At 62.9% G+C, this 15,100-nt stretch carries 12 protein-coding genes; 9 read left to right on the forward strand and 3 right to left on the reverse strand.

Annotation, left to right across the window (positions count from 1 at the left end):
• Complete coding sequence (locus tag P353_RS19315; RefSeq protein ID WP_034373216.1) at positions 1–975, reverse strand: quinone oxidoreductase family protein; 975 nt, start codon at positions 973–975, stop codon at positions 1–3.
• Between the two features lie 221 nt (positions 976–1,196).
• Here P353_RS19315 and P353_RS19320 point away from each other — a divergent pair, with 221 nt between their 5' ends.
• The 4 genes from P353_RS19320 to P353_RS19335 are packed head-to-tail and all read left to right on the forward strand — an operon-like array spanning position 1,197 to position 6,464.
• Complete coding sequence (locus P353_RS19320; protein ID WP_034373219.1) at positions 1,197–1,463, forward strand: DUF2164 domain-containing protein; 267 nt, start codon at positions 1,197–1,199, stop codon at positions 1,461–1,463.
• 1 nt (position 1,464) lies between these two features.
• Positions 1,465–1,743 (forward strand): hypothetical protein, encoded by a 279-nt coding sequence (locus tag P353_RS19325; protein ID WP_034373222.1) that lies wholly within the window; start codon positions 1,465–1,467, stop codon positions 1,741–1,743.
• 48 nt (positions 1,744–1,791) lie between these two features.
• Positions 1,792–3,036: an exonuclease subunit SbcD gene (sbcD, locus tag P353_RS19330; protein ID WP_034373225.1), complete on the forward strand. Its 1,245-nt coding sequence runs from the start codon at positions 1,792–1,794 to the stop codon at positions 3,034–3,036.
• Entirely contained in the window at positions 3,033–6,464 is a 3,432-nt protein-coding gene (locus P353_RS19335; protein WP_034373227.1) for an AAA family ATPase, read from the forward strand. Before sbcD ends, P353_RS19335 begins: the two co-directional genes overlap by 4 nt.
• Positions 6,465–6,472: 8 nt before the next feature.
• On the opposite strand, the gene P353_RS19340 is transcribed toward P353_RS19335, so the two are convergent.
• Positions 6,473–7,438 (reverse strand): intradiol ring-cleavage dioxygenase, encoded by a 966-nt coding sequence (locus P353_RS19340; RefSeq protein WP_034373230.1) that lies wholly within the window; start codon positions 7,436–7,438, stop codon positions 6,473–6,475.
• 340 nt (positions 7,439–7,778) lie between these two features.
• Between P353_RS19340 and P353_RS19345 the strand changes: the two genes are divergently transcribed.
• From P353_RS19345 to P353_RS19365, 5 genes are all read left to right on the forward strand, one after another.
• Positions 7,779–8,894, forward strand: coding sequence for a TRAP transporter substrate-binding protein (locus P353_RS19345; protein ID WP_003068127.1), 1,116 nt, complete (start codon positions 7,779–7,781; stop codon positions 8,892–8,894).
• A 109-nt stretch (positions 8,895–9,003) separates the two neighbouring features.
• Positions 9,004–9,576 (forward strand): TRAP transporter small permease subunit, encoded by a 573-nt coding sequence (locus P353_RS19350; RefSeq protein ID WP_034373233.1) that lies wholly within the window; start codon positions 9,004–9,006, stop codon positions 9,574–9,576.
• Positions 9,573–11,510 carry a TRAP transporter large permease gene (locus tag P353_RS19355; protein ID WP_034373236.1) on the forward strand — a complete coding sequence of 646 codons (1,938 nt, stop codon included), beginning with the start codon at positions 9,573–9,575 and terminating at the stop codon, positions 11,508–11,510. Before P353_RS19350 ends, P353_RS19355 begins: the two co-directional genes overlap by 4 nt.
• A 220-nt stretch (positions 11,511–11,730) precedes the next feature.
• Positions 11,731–13,515, forward strand: a complete 1,785-nt coding sequence (locus P353_RS19360; protein WP_034373238.1) for an NAD(P)/FAD-dependent oxidoreductase — start codon at positions 11,731–11,733, stop codon at positions 13,513–13,515.
• A 177-nt stretch (positions 13,516–13,692) separates the two neighbouring features.
• Complete coding sequence (locus P353_RS19365) at positions 13,693–14,247, forward strand: hypothetical protein (RefSeq protein ID WP_034374099.1); 555 nt, start codon at positions 13,693–13,695, stop codon at positions 14,245–14,247.
• A gap of 18 nt (positions 14,248–14,265) precedes the next feature.
• On the opposite strand, the gene P353_RS19370 is transcribed toward P353_RS19365, so the two are convergent.
• The gene (locus tag P353_RS19370; protein ID WP_034373241.1) at positions 14,266–15,060 is read right to left on the reverse strand and encodes an oxepin-CoA hydrolase, alternative type; all 795 of its coding nucleotides are present in this window, start codon (positions 15,058–15,060) and stop codon (positions 14,266–14,268) included.
• Positions 15,061–15,100 lie beyond the last annotated feature (40 nt).

A 15,100-nucleotide genomic window follows, 5' to 3' on the forward strand; every position in this document is an offset into this window, starting at 1 on the left:
TCAGGGGGTGAGGATGATCGAGCCTTGCGAGCGTCCTTGCTCCAGGTCTGCGTGCGCCAGGGCTGCGTCCTTGAGCGCGTAGCTTTTCCATATGCGAGGCGTGAGTATGCCGGCTGCGATGGCATCCAGCACGTCCTGCGCACGGCTCTGATACTCCTCTATCGTTGCCGTATGCGCGGCCAGAGACGGACGGGTCAGAAACAGCGAACCCTTGGCATTGAGCACGCCCACCTCGACGGCAGGCGGCAGGCCCGATGTGGCACCAAACGACACCATCAGCCCTCTGGGTCGCAGGCAGTCCAGCGAGGCGTAGAAGGTGTCTTTTCCGATGGAGTCGTAGACCACATCCACCTTTCGGCCCTGCGTGGCCTGCATCACCTGGGATGGCAGTGACTGCGCCTCGAAGACAAACACATGGTCGCAGCCTGCCGCCTTGGCGCGTTCAACGCTGGCGGGCCTGGAGACGACGCCCAGAACCTGGGCGCCCAGATGCTTTGCCCACGCGCACATCAACTGCCCCAGAGCCCCCGCAGCGCCATAGATCAGCACGCGGCTGCCCTGCTTCACCTGGCCGGTGGTCTTGAGCAGGTACTGGGCCGTGATGCCCTTGAACAGGACCGATGCGGCAGCTTCGTCCCCAAGTGCGTCCGGAAGCCTGATCAGGCGATCAGCGGGAAACAAGCGCGCACTGGCATACGCGCCCAGGGGTCCGGTGGCATAGCCGACACGGTCCCCTGACTTCAGGCCCGACACTCCCGAGCCCACGGCAGCCACTGTTCCCGCGCCCTCCAGACCCAATCCCGAAGGCAATGCGATCGGGACCAGGCCCTTGCGTTGATTGACATCCAGAGGATTGACACCGATGGCGGTCTGCTCGAGCAGAACCTCGCCCGGCCCTGGCGACGGCAGATCCAGCTCTTCGAGCTGCATCACTTCGGGCGCACCTGAGCTGTAGATTCGAATGGCGAGGGCCATGGCTTTTCCTTGGGAATGATGAAGCAGCCATCGTATTCATGCCATCTGTGTGCATCAACATGAGCGCATGCACATAATAAGTGCATGTGGTGCAGCAATATCTGCCTGAAGCCCTGAGCTTGTGCCGAAGTCATGAAGCCGGTTGCGAGGCAGGGTAGCCAGTCAGCTGAAGCGAAATCAGACGCTTGAGGCGAAAGAAGATTTACAAGAAAGCTTGATCGATGAGCATAGAACTCCCCAAACACGCACAGCAGCAGGCCATTGCCTCCATAGAACGCTATTTCCGCGAAAACATGGACGAGCCCATCGGCAATATGCAATCCGGTGCCCTGCTGAATTTCTTTCTCGCGGAAATAGGCCCCAGCATCTACAACCGTGCCGTGGCCGATGTGCAGGAGAACCTGCAGGCCCGGCTGCAGGAGCTGGACTATGAAGTGGGCAAGGAAGAATTCAGCTACTGGACGGCCAAACGCACAAGCAAGCGCTGAAATGATTCCTGCCAGACGCCTGCAAGCAGCTTTGCGGCTGGATCAGCCGGCACCGACTGCCGCTGCGTTGGAGAAACTGGCTCATGCCCTCAGGGATGAAGGCATGAGCCAGGTCGCGCTCTACCGCCTGTACCAGGGCGAACATGCGCGCGGCGACCTCGACGAACTGCGCCTGGAGGCGCTGGCCGAGACCATGGATCGGATCTGGGGTGGCGGCTGGGCCAAAGGCCATGCATTGTTCGAACAAGCGCTGTCGCAAGCACGGCTGGATAGCGAATAAGACAGCGCCTGCGCCCGCCAGCCGGTCCGGCTGGCATACCATCGCCGCATGCGTCTTCTCCACACCTCCGACTGGCATCTGGGCCAGCACTTCATGGGCCAGAGCCGCCAGGCCGAACATCAGGCCCTGATTGACTGGTTGCTGCAGCAGGTACAGGCCCATCAGGTCGACGCCGTGCTGATTGCCGGCGATGTGTTCGACACCGGCGCACCGGCCAGCTATGCGCGCGAACTCTACAACCAGCTGATTGCGCGGCTGCACCAGGCCGGTGTGGGCCTGCTGATTCTGGGCGGCAACCATGACTCGGTCAGCGTGCTCGACGAAAGCCGCGAGCTGCTGACCTACCTGGGCGCCCAGGTGGTCAGCTCGACCGGCGACGAGGCCCGGCATGTGATCACGCTGCCGCTGCGCGGCACGGCCCGCAAGCCGGGCTGCATCGTCTGCGCCCTGCCCTTCATCCGCCCGCGTGATGTGCAGCAAAGCCAGGCCGGACAAAGCGCGCAGGACAAGCAGCAGGCACTGCAAACCGCGATAGCTGCCACCTACCTGCGCGTATATGCCGCAGCCCTGCAGCAGCAACAGACGATGCAGGCCAGCCTGGGCGAGCGGCTGCCCATCATTGCCACCGGCCATCTGACCACGGTGGGAGCCAGCAGCAATGAATCGGTGCGCGAGATCTATGTGGGCGCACTGGAGGCCTTTCCCACCAATGCTTTTCCGCCAGCCTGCTATATCGCTCTTGGCCATATCCACAAGCCGCAGCTCGTCGGCGGACTCGATCACATTCGCTACAGCGGCTCTCCCATTGCGCTGGGCTTTGACGAAGCCAGGCAGACCAAGCAGGTACTGCTGGTGGACCTGGATGCCGACGGGCTGCAGACCGTCACTGCCCTGCCCGTGCCGGTGTTCCAGCCCATGGCCTCCATCGCCGGCACTCTGGCGCAGATGCCTGCCTTGCTGGAATCTGCCTCGGCCCAGGCACAGGCCGATCGGCCGGTCTGGCTGGAGGTGACGGTGCAAGATGACGACTACCTGTCCGACCTCACGGCGCGCGTGCAGGCCATGGCCGAGTCACTGCCCGTGGAGATTCTGCGCATCAAGCGCCAGCGCGGCCAGGCTGCGGCACTGCTGTCCGGCGAGGCCCGCGAGTCACTGGATGAACTCACTCCGCTCGATGTGTTTGCGCGTCGACTGGCCCAGGAGAGCCTGGAGCCGCCGCTGCAATCGGCGCTGACCGAGCGCTATCAACAGGTGCTGCACGGCCTCCACGACGAGCAAGGAGCAGCGGCATGAGAATTCTCAAACTACGCCTGAAGAACCTGAACTCGCTCAAGGGCGAGTGGAACATCGACTTCACCGCTGCCCCCTTTGCCGACAACGGCCTGTTTGCCATCACCGGCCCCACGGGCGCGGGCAAGTCCACGCTGCTCGATGCCATCTGCCTGGCGCTCTATCACCAGACGCCGCGGCTCGACAGCATCAGCGGCAGCAACGACATCATGACGCGCCACACCGGCGAGTGCGAAGCCGAGGTGGAGTTCGAGGTCAAGGGCGTGGCCTATCGCGCCTTCTGGAGCCAGCGCCGCGCGCGCGGCAAGCCCGACGCAGCCCTGCAAGCGCCCAGGGTGGAGCTGGCACTGGTGGCGGACGGCAGCATACTCACCACCCACGTCAAGGACAAAACCCGGCGCATCGCCGAGATCACCGGGCTGGACTTTGCACGCTTTACCAAGTCCATGCTGCTGGCCCAGGGCGGCTTTGCCGCCTTCTTGCAGGCCACGGCCAATGAGCGTGCCGAACTGCTCGAAGAGCTGACCGGCACCGATATCTACGGCCGCATCTCGGAGAGCGTCTTTGCACGCGCACGCGACGCCCGCCAGGCCCTGGAAAAGCAGCAGGCCCAGGCACAGGGCATGCAGTTGCTGGATGCCAGCACGCGCGAGCAACTGCAATCCCAGGCGGCACTGCTGCAGACCGGCTTGACGGATCTGCAGGCACGCCACCAGCAACTGCAAACCGTGCAACGCTGGCAGGCGCAAACCATGCAGGCCATGCAGGCAGTGCAAGAGGCCCGCAGTGAACAAGAGAAAGCCCGGCAAGCGCTGAGTGATGCCGCGCACGATTTGCTGCGTCTGCAGGCCCACGGACCTGCGCAGGCAATCCAGCCCATGCACCAGCGCTGGCAACTGGCACAAGGCCAGCAAAGCGAACAGGCCGCGCAATTGCAGCAACTGCATACCCTGCGGCGGCAAGCCCAAAGCGCGCAATGGCACCAACACCAACAGGCCCGGCAATTGGCTGACGCTCAGCAGCAGCAGTCAAGGCTGCAGCTGGAGTCTGCCCAGAATCAGCAGGCTAATCTGGCCGCATGGCTGCAGGTCCATGCCAGCCACGCCCTGCTGGGCGAGAACCTCAGCGGCTGGCGCGAGCAGCTGCAGCAAGGCCAGCAACTGCAACGTCAAACCGTCCAGGCAGAAGGCCAGATGACGCAGTTGCAGAAGGCCGCCCGGCAACTGCAGCAGCAAGCAGATGCACAGAAGCAGCAATCCACGCAGTCGACACAGCAAGTCTCCCAGACGCTGCAACAGCAGCAGGCCGCAGAGCAAGCCCTGCAGCAGCAACTGCTCACGCACGGCAGCCTGCCTCAGTTGCGCAGCCACTGGCAAAACGCTCAGCGCCAGCTGCATCACTGGCAGCTGTTGCAGGAGCATGCCGCGCTGCGCCAGCCCCTGGACGTACAGCAGCAGCGCAATGCGCAGGCGTTGAGCGACGTTGATGCCCGCATTCAGCAGCAGCTTGCACAACGCGACGACTTGCGTGCGCAGTACAAGGCGCTCAAGGACAAGGTGGCCGACAAGCAAGCCCTGCTTGACCAGGAGCGCCTCATCCAAAGCCTGCAAGAGCACCGCGCCGCGCTGCAGCCCGGCGATGCCTGCCCGCTGTGCGGATCGCACGAGCACCCTGCCATCACCGAGTACGCCACGCTGGATGTATCTGCCACTGCCGCTGCGCTGCAGCAAGCACACAGCGAACTAGAGTCACTGCAGCGCCTGGGCGAGCAGCTGAACACCGCGCTGGCCACTGCCCAGGGTCAGCGGCACCAGCAGCAGGAGCAGCACCAGGTCATTGCCCAGCAGATTGAGAAATGGCTGGCACGCTGGGCTGACCTGCGCGCACAGAGCGCAGTGCCGCTGGATGAGGCGGCATGGCAACAGCCCGATGCACTGCGCACCGCTTGCGCTGAAGCCGGGCAGCAGATTGCACAGTTGCAGCAGAGCCTGGCCGATGCCGAAACTGCCGAACGCCAGCTGCAACAGGCCAAGGACGCCTGCCAGGCGGCTGTGCAACACCAACAGCAGATCGAGCATGCACAGGCCAGTACCCAGCAGGCTCTGCAGAACAATCTGACGCAGCAGCAGCAGACCGACCAGGCACTGCAAGCCTTGATACAGCAGGCCGGCGACCTGCAAAATCGCTTGCAGCTTGCTCTGCAGACGGCAGGCTACGCATTGCCCGACAGCGCGGACACCGCAGAGTGGCTGGCTGCACGCCAGCAGGAATGGCAGCAATGGCAGCGCCAGCAACAGGCAATGCAGGAGCTGACCCAGCAGATCGACCTGCTGCAACGCCAGGTCGAACAAGCCGCAGAGGATGCCGAGCACTGGCTGCAACGCAGCCTGGCCCTGCCCGATCTGCCCGCCGACGCCACCGCCTGTACAGCACCACCCGCCGCCACGCTGCAGGACTGCAGAGTTCTGCTCGAGCAGACTGCGCAGCAACTGGCCACGCTGCAAGGTCAGGAAAGCCAGGCACAAGCCACGCTCGAGCAGCTGCAGCAATCGACGCAGCAGACCCTGGTCGAATGGCAGCAGGCGCTGCAGGCCAGTCCGTTCTCCGACGAAGCGCAGTACACCGCAGCTCTGCTGTCCGATGCCGAACAGCAAGGTCTGCAGGCACTGAGCAACCAGCTTCAGGGCGCGGCACAACGCGCAGCCGCCTTGCAGGCAGACGCCAGCCGGCGCCTGACCACACTGCAGACACAGGCGCTCAGCGATGAAGCACCCGAAACCATTACCGAGCAGATTACCCAGCTGGAAGCCGAGCGAGCCCAGCAGGCCGAGCAACTGGGCGCCCACCGCGCCCGCCTCAAAGATGACGATGACCGCCGCGCTGGCCAGCAAGCCTTGCTGGCCCAGATTGCCGAGCAGGAAAAAGACTGCGACCTGTGGCAGCGGCTGGACGGTCTGATCGGCTCCGCCAGGGGCGACAAGTTCCGCAAATTTGCACAGGGGCTGACGCTGGACCATCTGCTGCATCTGGCCAACCGGCACCTGGAGCGCCTGCACGGTCGCTATCTGCTGCGGCGCAAGCCCACGGGCGAGCTGGAGCTGGACATCGTGGACGGCTGGCAGGGCGATGTGGCGCGCGACACGCGCACGCTCTCCGGCGGCGAGGCCTTTCTCGTCAGCCTGGCACTGGCACTGGCACTGTCCGATCTGGTCAGCAGCAAGACCTCGATCGATTCGCTATTCCTGGACGAAGGCTTCGGCACGCTGGACGGCGACACGCTGGAGATGGCCCTCGCCGCGCTCGATGCACTCAATGCCAGCGGCAAGATGATTGGCGTCATCAGCCATGTGGAAGCGCTCAAGGAGCGTATTCCGGCGCAGATCCGCGTGGAAAAAGCGGCCGGAATCGGTTACTCCAGACTGGTGATCTGAAGCCTGGTTCAGGTGCCGGGCGGAGGTGGCGGCATCATGCCCGGGCGCGGCGGCCGCATGCCGCCGGGCCGCCCCGGACCTCCAGGCCCACCTGGGCCGCCTGGCGGCATGGAGCCCTTGACCTGGCAGAGCTTGTCGGCACTGTCGCTACGCACCACCACGGTCTTCGATGCCAGCATCACCCCTGCCAGGTTCTGCACATCGAAGACATAAGGTGTCTTGTCCGGCTCCTGCCCGACCACGTTGTCCACATCCAGGCGGGTATCGGGCTGGCCCTTGTCCTTGTAGAGCGGCGCCTGCGCAAAGATTTCGCTGTTGAGCGCATCGCTGAACAACAGCTGGCTGGTCAGCCACGATGCAGCGCTGTCCGCCGGGTCGTAGCTGCCTTGCAGAATGCGGAAGTGCACATGCACGGCACGGCCTCGATACCAGCCGGGGTAGCAGCTGTCGAAGCGCGCCACGCCATTGCCGTCGGTGCGCTGATAGCCGCGAAAGAACTGCTTGTTCACATCGGCGGCATCGTTGTTGCACATGCGGTGAATCTGGCCGGAGTAACCGCCCGTGTGATTGGTATGCCAGATCTCCACAATCGTGCCCGCCACCGGCTCGCAGCGCTCGTTGACCACGCGAATCTGCATATGCAACGGCAGGCCATTCCAGCCATCGCTGATATCCATGCGCTCGGGCGACAGCGTATGGCAGGGGCCTATGGTGGCCTCGCAGCTCAGGCGGCAACTACCCGCCAGCCCGGCACCGGCAAACGGATTGATGCCGCGCACGGCAGCGGTGATGGCCTTGGTACCACCGCTGAGCCATGGCGCAGCGGCTTGCCCCCCGCTCCTCACCGACTGCGCAGCGGGAGCTGCGCAGCCGAGCAGGGGAATGACGGGCAGCGCCCCCAGTACAGCACCGGAATGCTGCAGCCAATGCCTGCGGGTAAGCGGTGGGAAAGAGTCGGAGGATGAATGGGACATGGAGCTTGGGCATCAAGTCAGACTGACTGCATGCTAGTGCACGGCCAGGCATTCAGGCGCTTGCCTTGCGAGCTTTACCGCAACGATACATCCACGCAGCGCCCCCCCAAATTACCCTAAACCGGCAGATCTCCGACACTGCCAAACACTCACCAATCCATAGCAATCACCACTTTAACTTCGGGCGTAATCGTTTGATTTCACTAAGAAAAAATCAAGACTTCAAGCCGCCATCCGCCCATCAAGTCTGGTGTTAACCCTCTGCGCCGGCCTGTCACTCGCTTCAAAGATGCATGCACTGGCGGAAGGCCAGGATAACCACCATGAGGAGATGAAGTAGATGACACAGGAGACCCAGAAAACCGGCCGCCGCAACCTACTCAAAGGTGCCGCGGTGGCTGCTTCCGCCATGTCCGTGCCCATGATAAGCACGGCCCAGACCACGTCCTGGCGCTTTCAGAGTACCTGGCCAGCCAAGGATATTTTTCACGAGTTTGCCCAGGACTTCGCGAAGAAAGTCAACGACATGACCGGCAACCGCCTCAAGATCGAGGTGCTGCCTGCCGGCTCCGTGGTGCCTGCGTTCCAGTTGCTGGATGCGGTATCCAAAGGCACGCTGGATGGCGGGCACGGCGTGATTGCGTACTGGTATGGCAAAAGCCAGGCCGTAGCGCTGTGGGGGTCCGGGCCGGCCTTTGGCATGGATGCCAATATGGTGCTGGCCTGGCACAACTATGGCGGAGGCAAGGAGTTGCTGGACGAAATCTACGGCGGCCTGAAAATGGACGTGGTCTCCAAACTCTACGGCCCCATGCCGACCCAGCCGCTGGGCTGGTTCAAGAAACCCGTGGCCAAGGTGGAGGACCTCAAGGGACTGAAATTCCGCACCGTCGGCCTTGCCGTGGATGTGTTTACGGAGATGGGTCTGGCAGTGAACCCGCTGCCTGCCGGTGAGATCGTTCCAGCCCTGGATCGCGGCCTGCTGGATGCCGCCGAGTTCAACAATGCATCCAGCGACCGCGTGCTGGGCTTTCCGGATGTGACCAAGAACTGCATGCTGCAAAGCTTTCACCAGTCGAGTGAGCAGTTCGAGGTGCTGTTCAACAAGACCAAGTTCAACGCCCTGCCGGCCGAGATCAAGTCCATCATCGAGTACGCCACCCAGGCCGCCAGCGCCGACATGAGCTGGAAGGCCACCGACCGCTATGCCAAGGACTATGCAGAGATGCAGTCCAAGCAAGGCGTGAAGTTCTACAAGACACCCGACGCCATCCTGCGCGCCCAATTGGCCGCCTGGGACAAGGTGACATCCAAGAAGGCCGCCGAGAACCCCATGTTCAAGCGGGTGATGGACTCCATGCGCACGTTTGCCCAGCGCAGCGGGCGCTGGCAAAACGATACCGACCTCGACTTCAAGATGGCCTGGAACCACTATTTCGCGCAAAAGCGCAGTTGATTGCGGCACGGCGCAGCCCAGAAGGGGCTGCGCCTGCCTCCCGTAGTCCCGCCCCGGCAGGCGGGCATCTCCTCTTCGCACCTCGCTGCCTCACGCAGCGGAGACTGCCATGCAAAAAATTCTGCTTGCTGTCGATGCGTTCTCGACCTTTATCGGCAAGGTGGCGGCCTGGGCCGTGGTGCTGCTGACAATGCTGATCAGCTGGGAGGTGTTCTCCCGCTATGCACTGAACAAACCTCACGCCTGGGTGCTGGATGCACAGATCATGCTCTACGGCACCATGTTCATGCTGGCCGGCGCCTACACCCTGTCCAAGAACGGCCATGTGCGCGGCGATGTCCTCTACGGCTTCTTCAGCCCGCGTGCGCAGGCTGCCGTTGATCTGTGCCTGTACATCCTGTTCTTTCTGCCTGGCGTGCTGGCCCTGACATGGGCCGGATGGACCTATGCCCGCGAATCGCTGGACATTCGCGAGCAGACCTTCTCTGCCCATCCGTTGCCGCTGTATCCATTCAAATTCATGATTCCGCTGGCCGGTGGCGTGCTGCTGCTTCAGGGCCTTGCTGAGATCGCCCGCTGCATGCTGTGCCTGCGCGACGGCCAATGGCCCCGCCGCAGCGCAGACGTGGAAGAAGTGGATGTGGAAAAGCTCAAGGAAATGGTGCAGGAGGGAAAAGCATGAAGATGCGCAAGGAACTGTGGTTCGGCTTTTCCATCATGGCCCTGGTCGTGCTCTCGGCCATCGTGCTGCTGCTGGGCGTAGAAAACATCACCAACGGCCATCTGGGCCTGCTGATGCTTTCGCTGGTGGTGGTCGCCATCATGCTGGGCTTTCCCACGGCCTTCACGCTGATGGGCATGGGCATGATCTTCACCTGGCTGGCCTATGAGCGCGATACCACACGCACACTGGATTTGATGGTTCAGTCAGCCTACAAGAGCATGACCAATGACGTGCTCATCGCCATCCCCCTTTTCGTCTTCATGGGCTATCTGGTCGAGCGCGCCAACCTGATCGAAAAGCTGTTCAAAAGCATGCACCTGGCCATGGCCCGCGTGCCGGGCTCGCTTGCTGTGGCCACGCTGGTGACCTGCACCGTGTTTGCCACCGCCACCGGCATTGTGGGCGCCGTGGTCACGCTCATGGGCCTGCTGGCACTGCCCACCATGCTGCGTGCCGGCTACAGCACGTCCATGGCGGCAGGGGCCATCACGGCGGGTGGCTGCCTTGGCATCTTGATACCGCCTTCGGTGCTGCTGATTCTCTATGGCGCGACAGCAGGCGTTTCCGTCGTCCAGTTGTATGCCGGCGCTTTCTTCCCTGGCCTGATGCTTGCCGGCCTGTACGTGGGCTACGTGATTCTCATGGCCAAGATCAAGCCGGCCTGGGCACCACCGCTGTCAGCCGCCGAGCGCCAGGTAGCTCTACCGCCCCTGACGCGCGAGCTGCCCGCCACCGCTCAGCAATACGCCCCCATGCGCCTGCTGGCCGCACTCAAAGGCCAGCGCAATGCACAGGTACCCACGGGCTACCTGCTGCGCCAGCTGGCCGTGGTGGTTCTGCCCGGAATGCTGTTCCTGCTGCTGGCTGCCAGCAGCTGGCAGGCAGTGACAACGCCGAAGGTGCAGGAACAGTTCGAGATCCAGCCCATAGGCATGGAAAGCGGCAGCTCCTCGAGCTCCGGCACAGGCCTGACCGAGCCGCCCATAGAAGGTGGCTTGCAGGAACCACCAACCGAAGGAGGGCTGCAGGAGCCGCCCGGCTCGGAGTCCTCCAGCACAGTGGCAGCAACGGCGCTGGCAGAGCCTGAAACAGGCAGCAACGCACCGGGCGTGCCTGCTGCCAGCCAGGCTGAAACCCAGCCAGCCCCCACCTGGTGGTGGATTGGCTTTGCAATGCTGGGGGCTTGCACCGCACTGTTCTACCTGTTTCTGAGTTTTGCGCGGCTGGAAATCTTCAAGATGCTGCTGGGCTCGTTCTTTCCGCTGGTAGTGCTGATCCTGACCGTACTCGGCTCCATTGTCTTTGGCCTGGCCACGCCGACCGAAGCGGCTGCCATGGGCGCCTTGGGCGGCTTTGTGCTTGCCGCTGCCTACAAGCGCCTGAGTCTCAATGTCGTCAAGGAGTCCGTGTACCTGACCGCCAAGACCTCGGCCATGGTCTGCTGGCTGTTTGTGGGCTCGGCCATTTTCTCCGCCGCCTTTGCGTTGCTGGGCGGGCAGGAGCTCATAGAGCGCTGGGTGCTGTCCATGAACCTCAGCAAGATCGAGTTCATGATCCTCTCCCAGGTCGTGATCTTTCTGCTGGGCTGGCCGCTGGAGTGGACCGAGATCATCGTCATCTTCATGCCCATCTTCATTCCCCTGCTCAACCACTTTGGCGTTGACCCGCTGTTCTTCGGCCTGCTGGTGGCGCTGAATCTGCAGACGGCCTTCCTCTCGCCACCCGTGGCCATGTCTGCCTTCTACCTCAAGGGAGTGGCACCGCCTTCGGTGACGCTCAACCAGATCTTCCTGGGCATGATGCCCTTCATGGGCATACAAATCCTGGCCATCGTGCTGCTCTACATCTGGCCGCAGATCGGTCTGTGGCTGCCGCAACTGCTCTACAAATAACAAAAGGCCATCAGCACATAACTATCAAATGCATAGCTTACTTCTCTTGCTACATAGTAACTTCGTATTCATTTATATGAAAACATGAGATGGAACAAGCGCAAGAAGCTATCTTTTTAGAATCGATAAGCACAACAAAGCTCGAGGTCACCATGGCCTTGTCGCGCGGTCATCAGGTCTTTGCCGTACCATCCAGACCCTTGCTTGATAGGTACAAGCCATGATCCGGATCGCAGAACTCAAACTCCCTCTCTCGGCGGTTGAATACCACCCCGAGAACCACACCGAATATCAGCCCACGGACAAGCTCACGCAGCTCGCGGCCGAGCGTCTGGGCATTCCATCCTCCGCCATTGCCAAGCTGCATGTGCACAAGCGCAGCTTCGATGCGCGCAAGGCGGAACTGCTGGCCGTCTACATTGTCGATATCACGCTGGCCGACGAAGGCCAGGAAGCTGCGCTGCTGACGCAGTTTGCCGACCATCCCCATGTCAATCCCACGCCCGACATGAGCTGGAAACCCGTGGGCCAGGCCCCGGCGGATCTGGACGAGCGCCCCGTGGTCGTGGGCTTTGGCCCCTGCGGCATGTTTGCCGGACTGGTGCTGGCCCAGATGGGCTTCAAGCCCATCGTGCTGGAGCGCGGCAAGACCGTGCGCGAGCGCACCAAGGACACCTGGCGCCTGTGGCGCAAGCGCGAGCTGACGCCCGAGTCCAATGTGCAGTACGGCGAAGGCGGCGCCGGCACCTTCTCCGACGGCAAGCTCTATAGCCAGATCAAGGACCCGCGCCATCTGGGCCGCAAGGTGCTGACCGAGTTCGTGACCTATGGTGCTCCGCCCGAAATTCTCTACGCGGCTCACCCCCATATCGGAACTTTCAAGCTGGTCAAGCTGGTCGAAGGCATTCGCGAGGAAATCGTGCGCCTGGGCGGCGAAATCCGCTTCGAGCAGCGCGTGACCGATGTGCAGATCGAAGAGGTCGACGGCCAGCGCCAGCTGGTCGGCCTGCAGGTGCTCGACCAGGCCACAGGCCAAAGCTATGCGCTGCCCACCCATCATGCCGTGATGGCGCTGGGCCACAGCTCGCGCGACACTTTTGCCATGTTCTACGAGCGCGGCGTGGCCATGGAGGCCAAGCCCTTCTCCGTGGGCTTTCGCATCGAGCATCCGCAAAGCGTGATCGACCGCGCCCGCTGGGGCAAGGATGCCGGCCACCCGCTGCTGGGCGCTGCCGACTATAAGCTGGTGCACCATGCCAAAAACGGCCGCGCCGTCTATAGCTTTTGCATGTGCCCGGGCGGCACCGTGGTGGCCGCGACCAGCGAACCCGGGCGCGTCGTCACCAACGGCATGAGCCAGTATTCGCGCGCCGAGCGCAATGCCAATGCCGGCATGGTCTGCGCCATCAGCCCCGAAGACTACCCGCAAGACGCCGAGAGCTTTGCCTGGGCCTTCGACGGCAAGACCTTCGGCGTCGAAAAGCTGCAAAAAGGCGAGCATCACCCGCTCTCCGGCATTGTGCTGCAGCGCCAGCTGGAGTCCAAAGCCTATGTGCTCGGCGGCCAGAACTACAGTGCGCCCGGCCAGCTCGTGGGCGACTTTGTGACTGGCAAGCCATCCACCGAATTTGGCGAAGTTCAGCCCTCCTACAAGCCCGGCATCAGCCTCGGCGATCTGCACCAGGCCCTGCCCGCCTATGCGATCGAAGCCATGCGCGAGGCCCTGCCCGCCTTTGGCAAAAAGATTCGCGGCTACGACATGAAGGATGCCGTGCTGACCGGTGTGGAAACCCGCACCTCGTCCCCGGTCAAGATCGGTCGCGGCGCCGACTTCCAGAGCGACAACACGCGCGGCCTGTACCCGGCAGGCGAAGGTGCCAGCTATGCGGGCGGCATTCTGTCGGCCGGTGTGGACGGCATCAAGGTCGGCGAGGCCGTGGCTGCGGCGATTCTCGGCGTCGAGGTGCCCTCATCGGGCGCGCGCGGCTCGGGCGGCGCCCTGTAAGCGAGGCAGACAGCCACGCTGCACCCACTCTCAGGCATGCCAGCCCTGCTGCTGGCTGCCTTTGATGGGTACTTCCATGCCAGACGTCATGGCCCTACAGGTTTTGGGACGCTGACTGACATTGCGCCAGGCTTGGCATCGGTACGCTGGGGGCTTCATCGCACGCCAAGCGTCACCATGAAACCTCTGCGACTCGCACCTGCCTCTTTAACCCTGGGACTGGCCTGCTGGCTGGCTGCCACCAGCGCCAGCGCACAAACTAGCGATTCAACTACCGCCGACAAGCCCTCTGCGCTGTCGGGCTGGATGTTTGGCTACGCCCCCCTGGACTGGCATTTCTCCGATGCCAAAAAGGAAAACGATTTCGAGCCCGACGAACAAAAGCATGCCTATGTCTGGCTGATCCAGGCCGAGAAGGAGCTGGACGAACGCCATATCGCAGGCTTTGCCTATTTCAAGAATTCATTTGGCCAGCCCAGCCAGTACGCCTACTACGGCTGGCGCTTCAGACCGTTTGACAGCGTGCCAGGCCTTTTCTTCAAGGTCACGGGCGGCATCATTCACGGCTACAAGTTTCCGTACAACAAGAAGATCCCGTTCAACAACCGGCATGGCTGGGGCATCACGGCCATTCCGGCCGTGGGCTATGACTTCAATCGGAACTGGGGAGCCCAGATCAATGTGCTGGGCAATGCCGGCGTGATGTTCCAGCTCAACTACACGGTTCGCTAGGCCGTCGGATACGACCTGTCAGGCTCCGCGCAGCCTGACGAAGTCGGGCGCACGCTTTTCCAGAAAGGCCGCAATGCCTTCGCGGGACTCCTCGCTGCCCTGGGCCTCGACCATGTAGTCAGCCTCCAGCGCCAGCTGCTGCTCCAGGCTGTGGCTGTGGGCCACGCGGCACAGTGCCTTGATACGCGCGGTCGCCACCTCCGGCCCCTGGGCCAGCTGCCGCGCCAGCTCCAGCGCTTGGGCCAAGGCCTGGCCCGGCTCCGTCAAACGGTTGATGCAGCCATACGCATGCATGCGCTCGCCGCTGATGCGCTCACCCGTCATGCAGAGCTCGGTCAGCAACTGACGGGACATGAACTCGGCCAGAAACGACGTCGCGCCACCGTCGGGGGTGAGGCCGACCTTTACATAGGCCACCGAGAAAACCGCAGACCTTGCCGCCACCAGCATGTCGCAAGCCATGGCCAGAGACAGGCCCGCACCCGCGGCAGCACCCTCCACCGCCGCGATCACGGGCTTGGGGCAGTCGCGTATGGCACGCATCAGATGGTTGAGATCCTCGAGCCTGAGACGGCGCTCGGCCAGCGGCATCTCGCGCCGCGTCGCCAGCTGGTTCAGATCGCCGCCAGCGCAGAAATGACCGCCCTCGCCCGTGAGGATCACAGCGGCCACCGAGGCATCGGTGCCGGCCGCACGCAGCGCTTCCATGACCGCGTGGTAATACTCGGGCGACAGCGCATTGCGCGCGGCCTGGTTGTTGTTGGAGAGAACGAGAACAGCGCCTTCGCGGCGGGTGACAAGAGCAGGATTCACGGCAAACCTCCTGCATCCGACTCTAGCGATGCCGGCATGG

Origin of the sequence: Comamonas testosteroni (genome assembly GCF_000761245.1) — a bacterium.
GTDB classification, from domain to species: Bacteria; Pseudomonadota; Gammaproteobacteria; order Burkholderiales; family Burkholderiaceae_C; genus Comamonas; species Comamonas testosteroni_C.

What these genes read in the sequence shown, in the direction of transcription:
- P353_RS19315 (WP_034373216.1), bottom strand. Translation starts at nt 975, where the DNA reads ATGGCCCTCGCCATTCGAATCTACAGCTCAGGTGCGCCCGAAGTGATG.
- sbcD (WP_034373225.1), top strand. Translation starts at nt 1,792, where the DNA reads ATGCGTCTTCTCCACACCTCCGACTGGCATCTGGGCCAGCACTTCATG.
- P353_RS19350 (WP_034373233.1), top strand. Translation starts at nt 9,004, where the DNA reads ATGCAAAAAATTCTGCTTGCTGTCGATGCGTTCTCGACCTTTATCGGC.
- P353_RS19360 (WP_034373238.1), top strand. Translation starts at nt 11,731, where the DNA reads ATGATCCGGATCGCAGAACTCAAACTCCCTCTCTCGGCGGTTGAATAC.
- P353_RS19365 (WP_034374099.1), top strand. Translation starts at nt 13,693, where the DNA reads ATGAAACCTCTGCGACTCGCACCTGCCTCTTTAACCCTGGGACTGGCC.
- P353_RS19355 (WP_034373236.1), top strand. Translation starts at nt 9,573, where the DNA reads ATGAAGATGCGCAAGGAACTGTGGTTCGGCTTTTCCATCATGGCCCTG.
- P353_RS19320 (WP_034373219.1), top strand. Translation starts at nt 1,197, where the DNA reads ATGAGCATAGAACTCCCCAAACACGCACAGCAGCAGGCCATTGCCTCC.
- P353_RS19325 (WP_034373222.1), top strand. Translation starts at nt 1,465, where the DNA reads ATGATTCCTGCCAGACGCCTGCAAGCAGCTTTGCGGCTGGATCAGCCG.
- P353_RS19335 (WP_034373227.1), top strand. Translation starts at nt 3,033, where the DNA reads ATGAGAATTCTCAAACTACGCCTGAAGAACCTGAACTCGCTCAAGGGC.
- P353_RS19345 (WP_003068127.1), top strand. Translation starts at nt 7,779, where the DNA reads ATGACACAGGAGACCCAGAAAACCGGCCGCCGCAACCTACTCAAAGGT.
- P353_RS19340 (WP_034373230.1), bottom strand. Translation starts at nt 7,438, where the DNA reads ATGTCCCATTCATCCTCCGACTCTTTCCCACCGCTTACCCGCAGGCAT.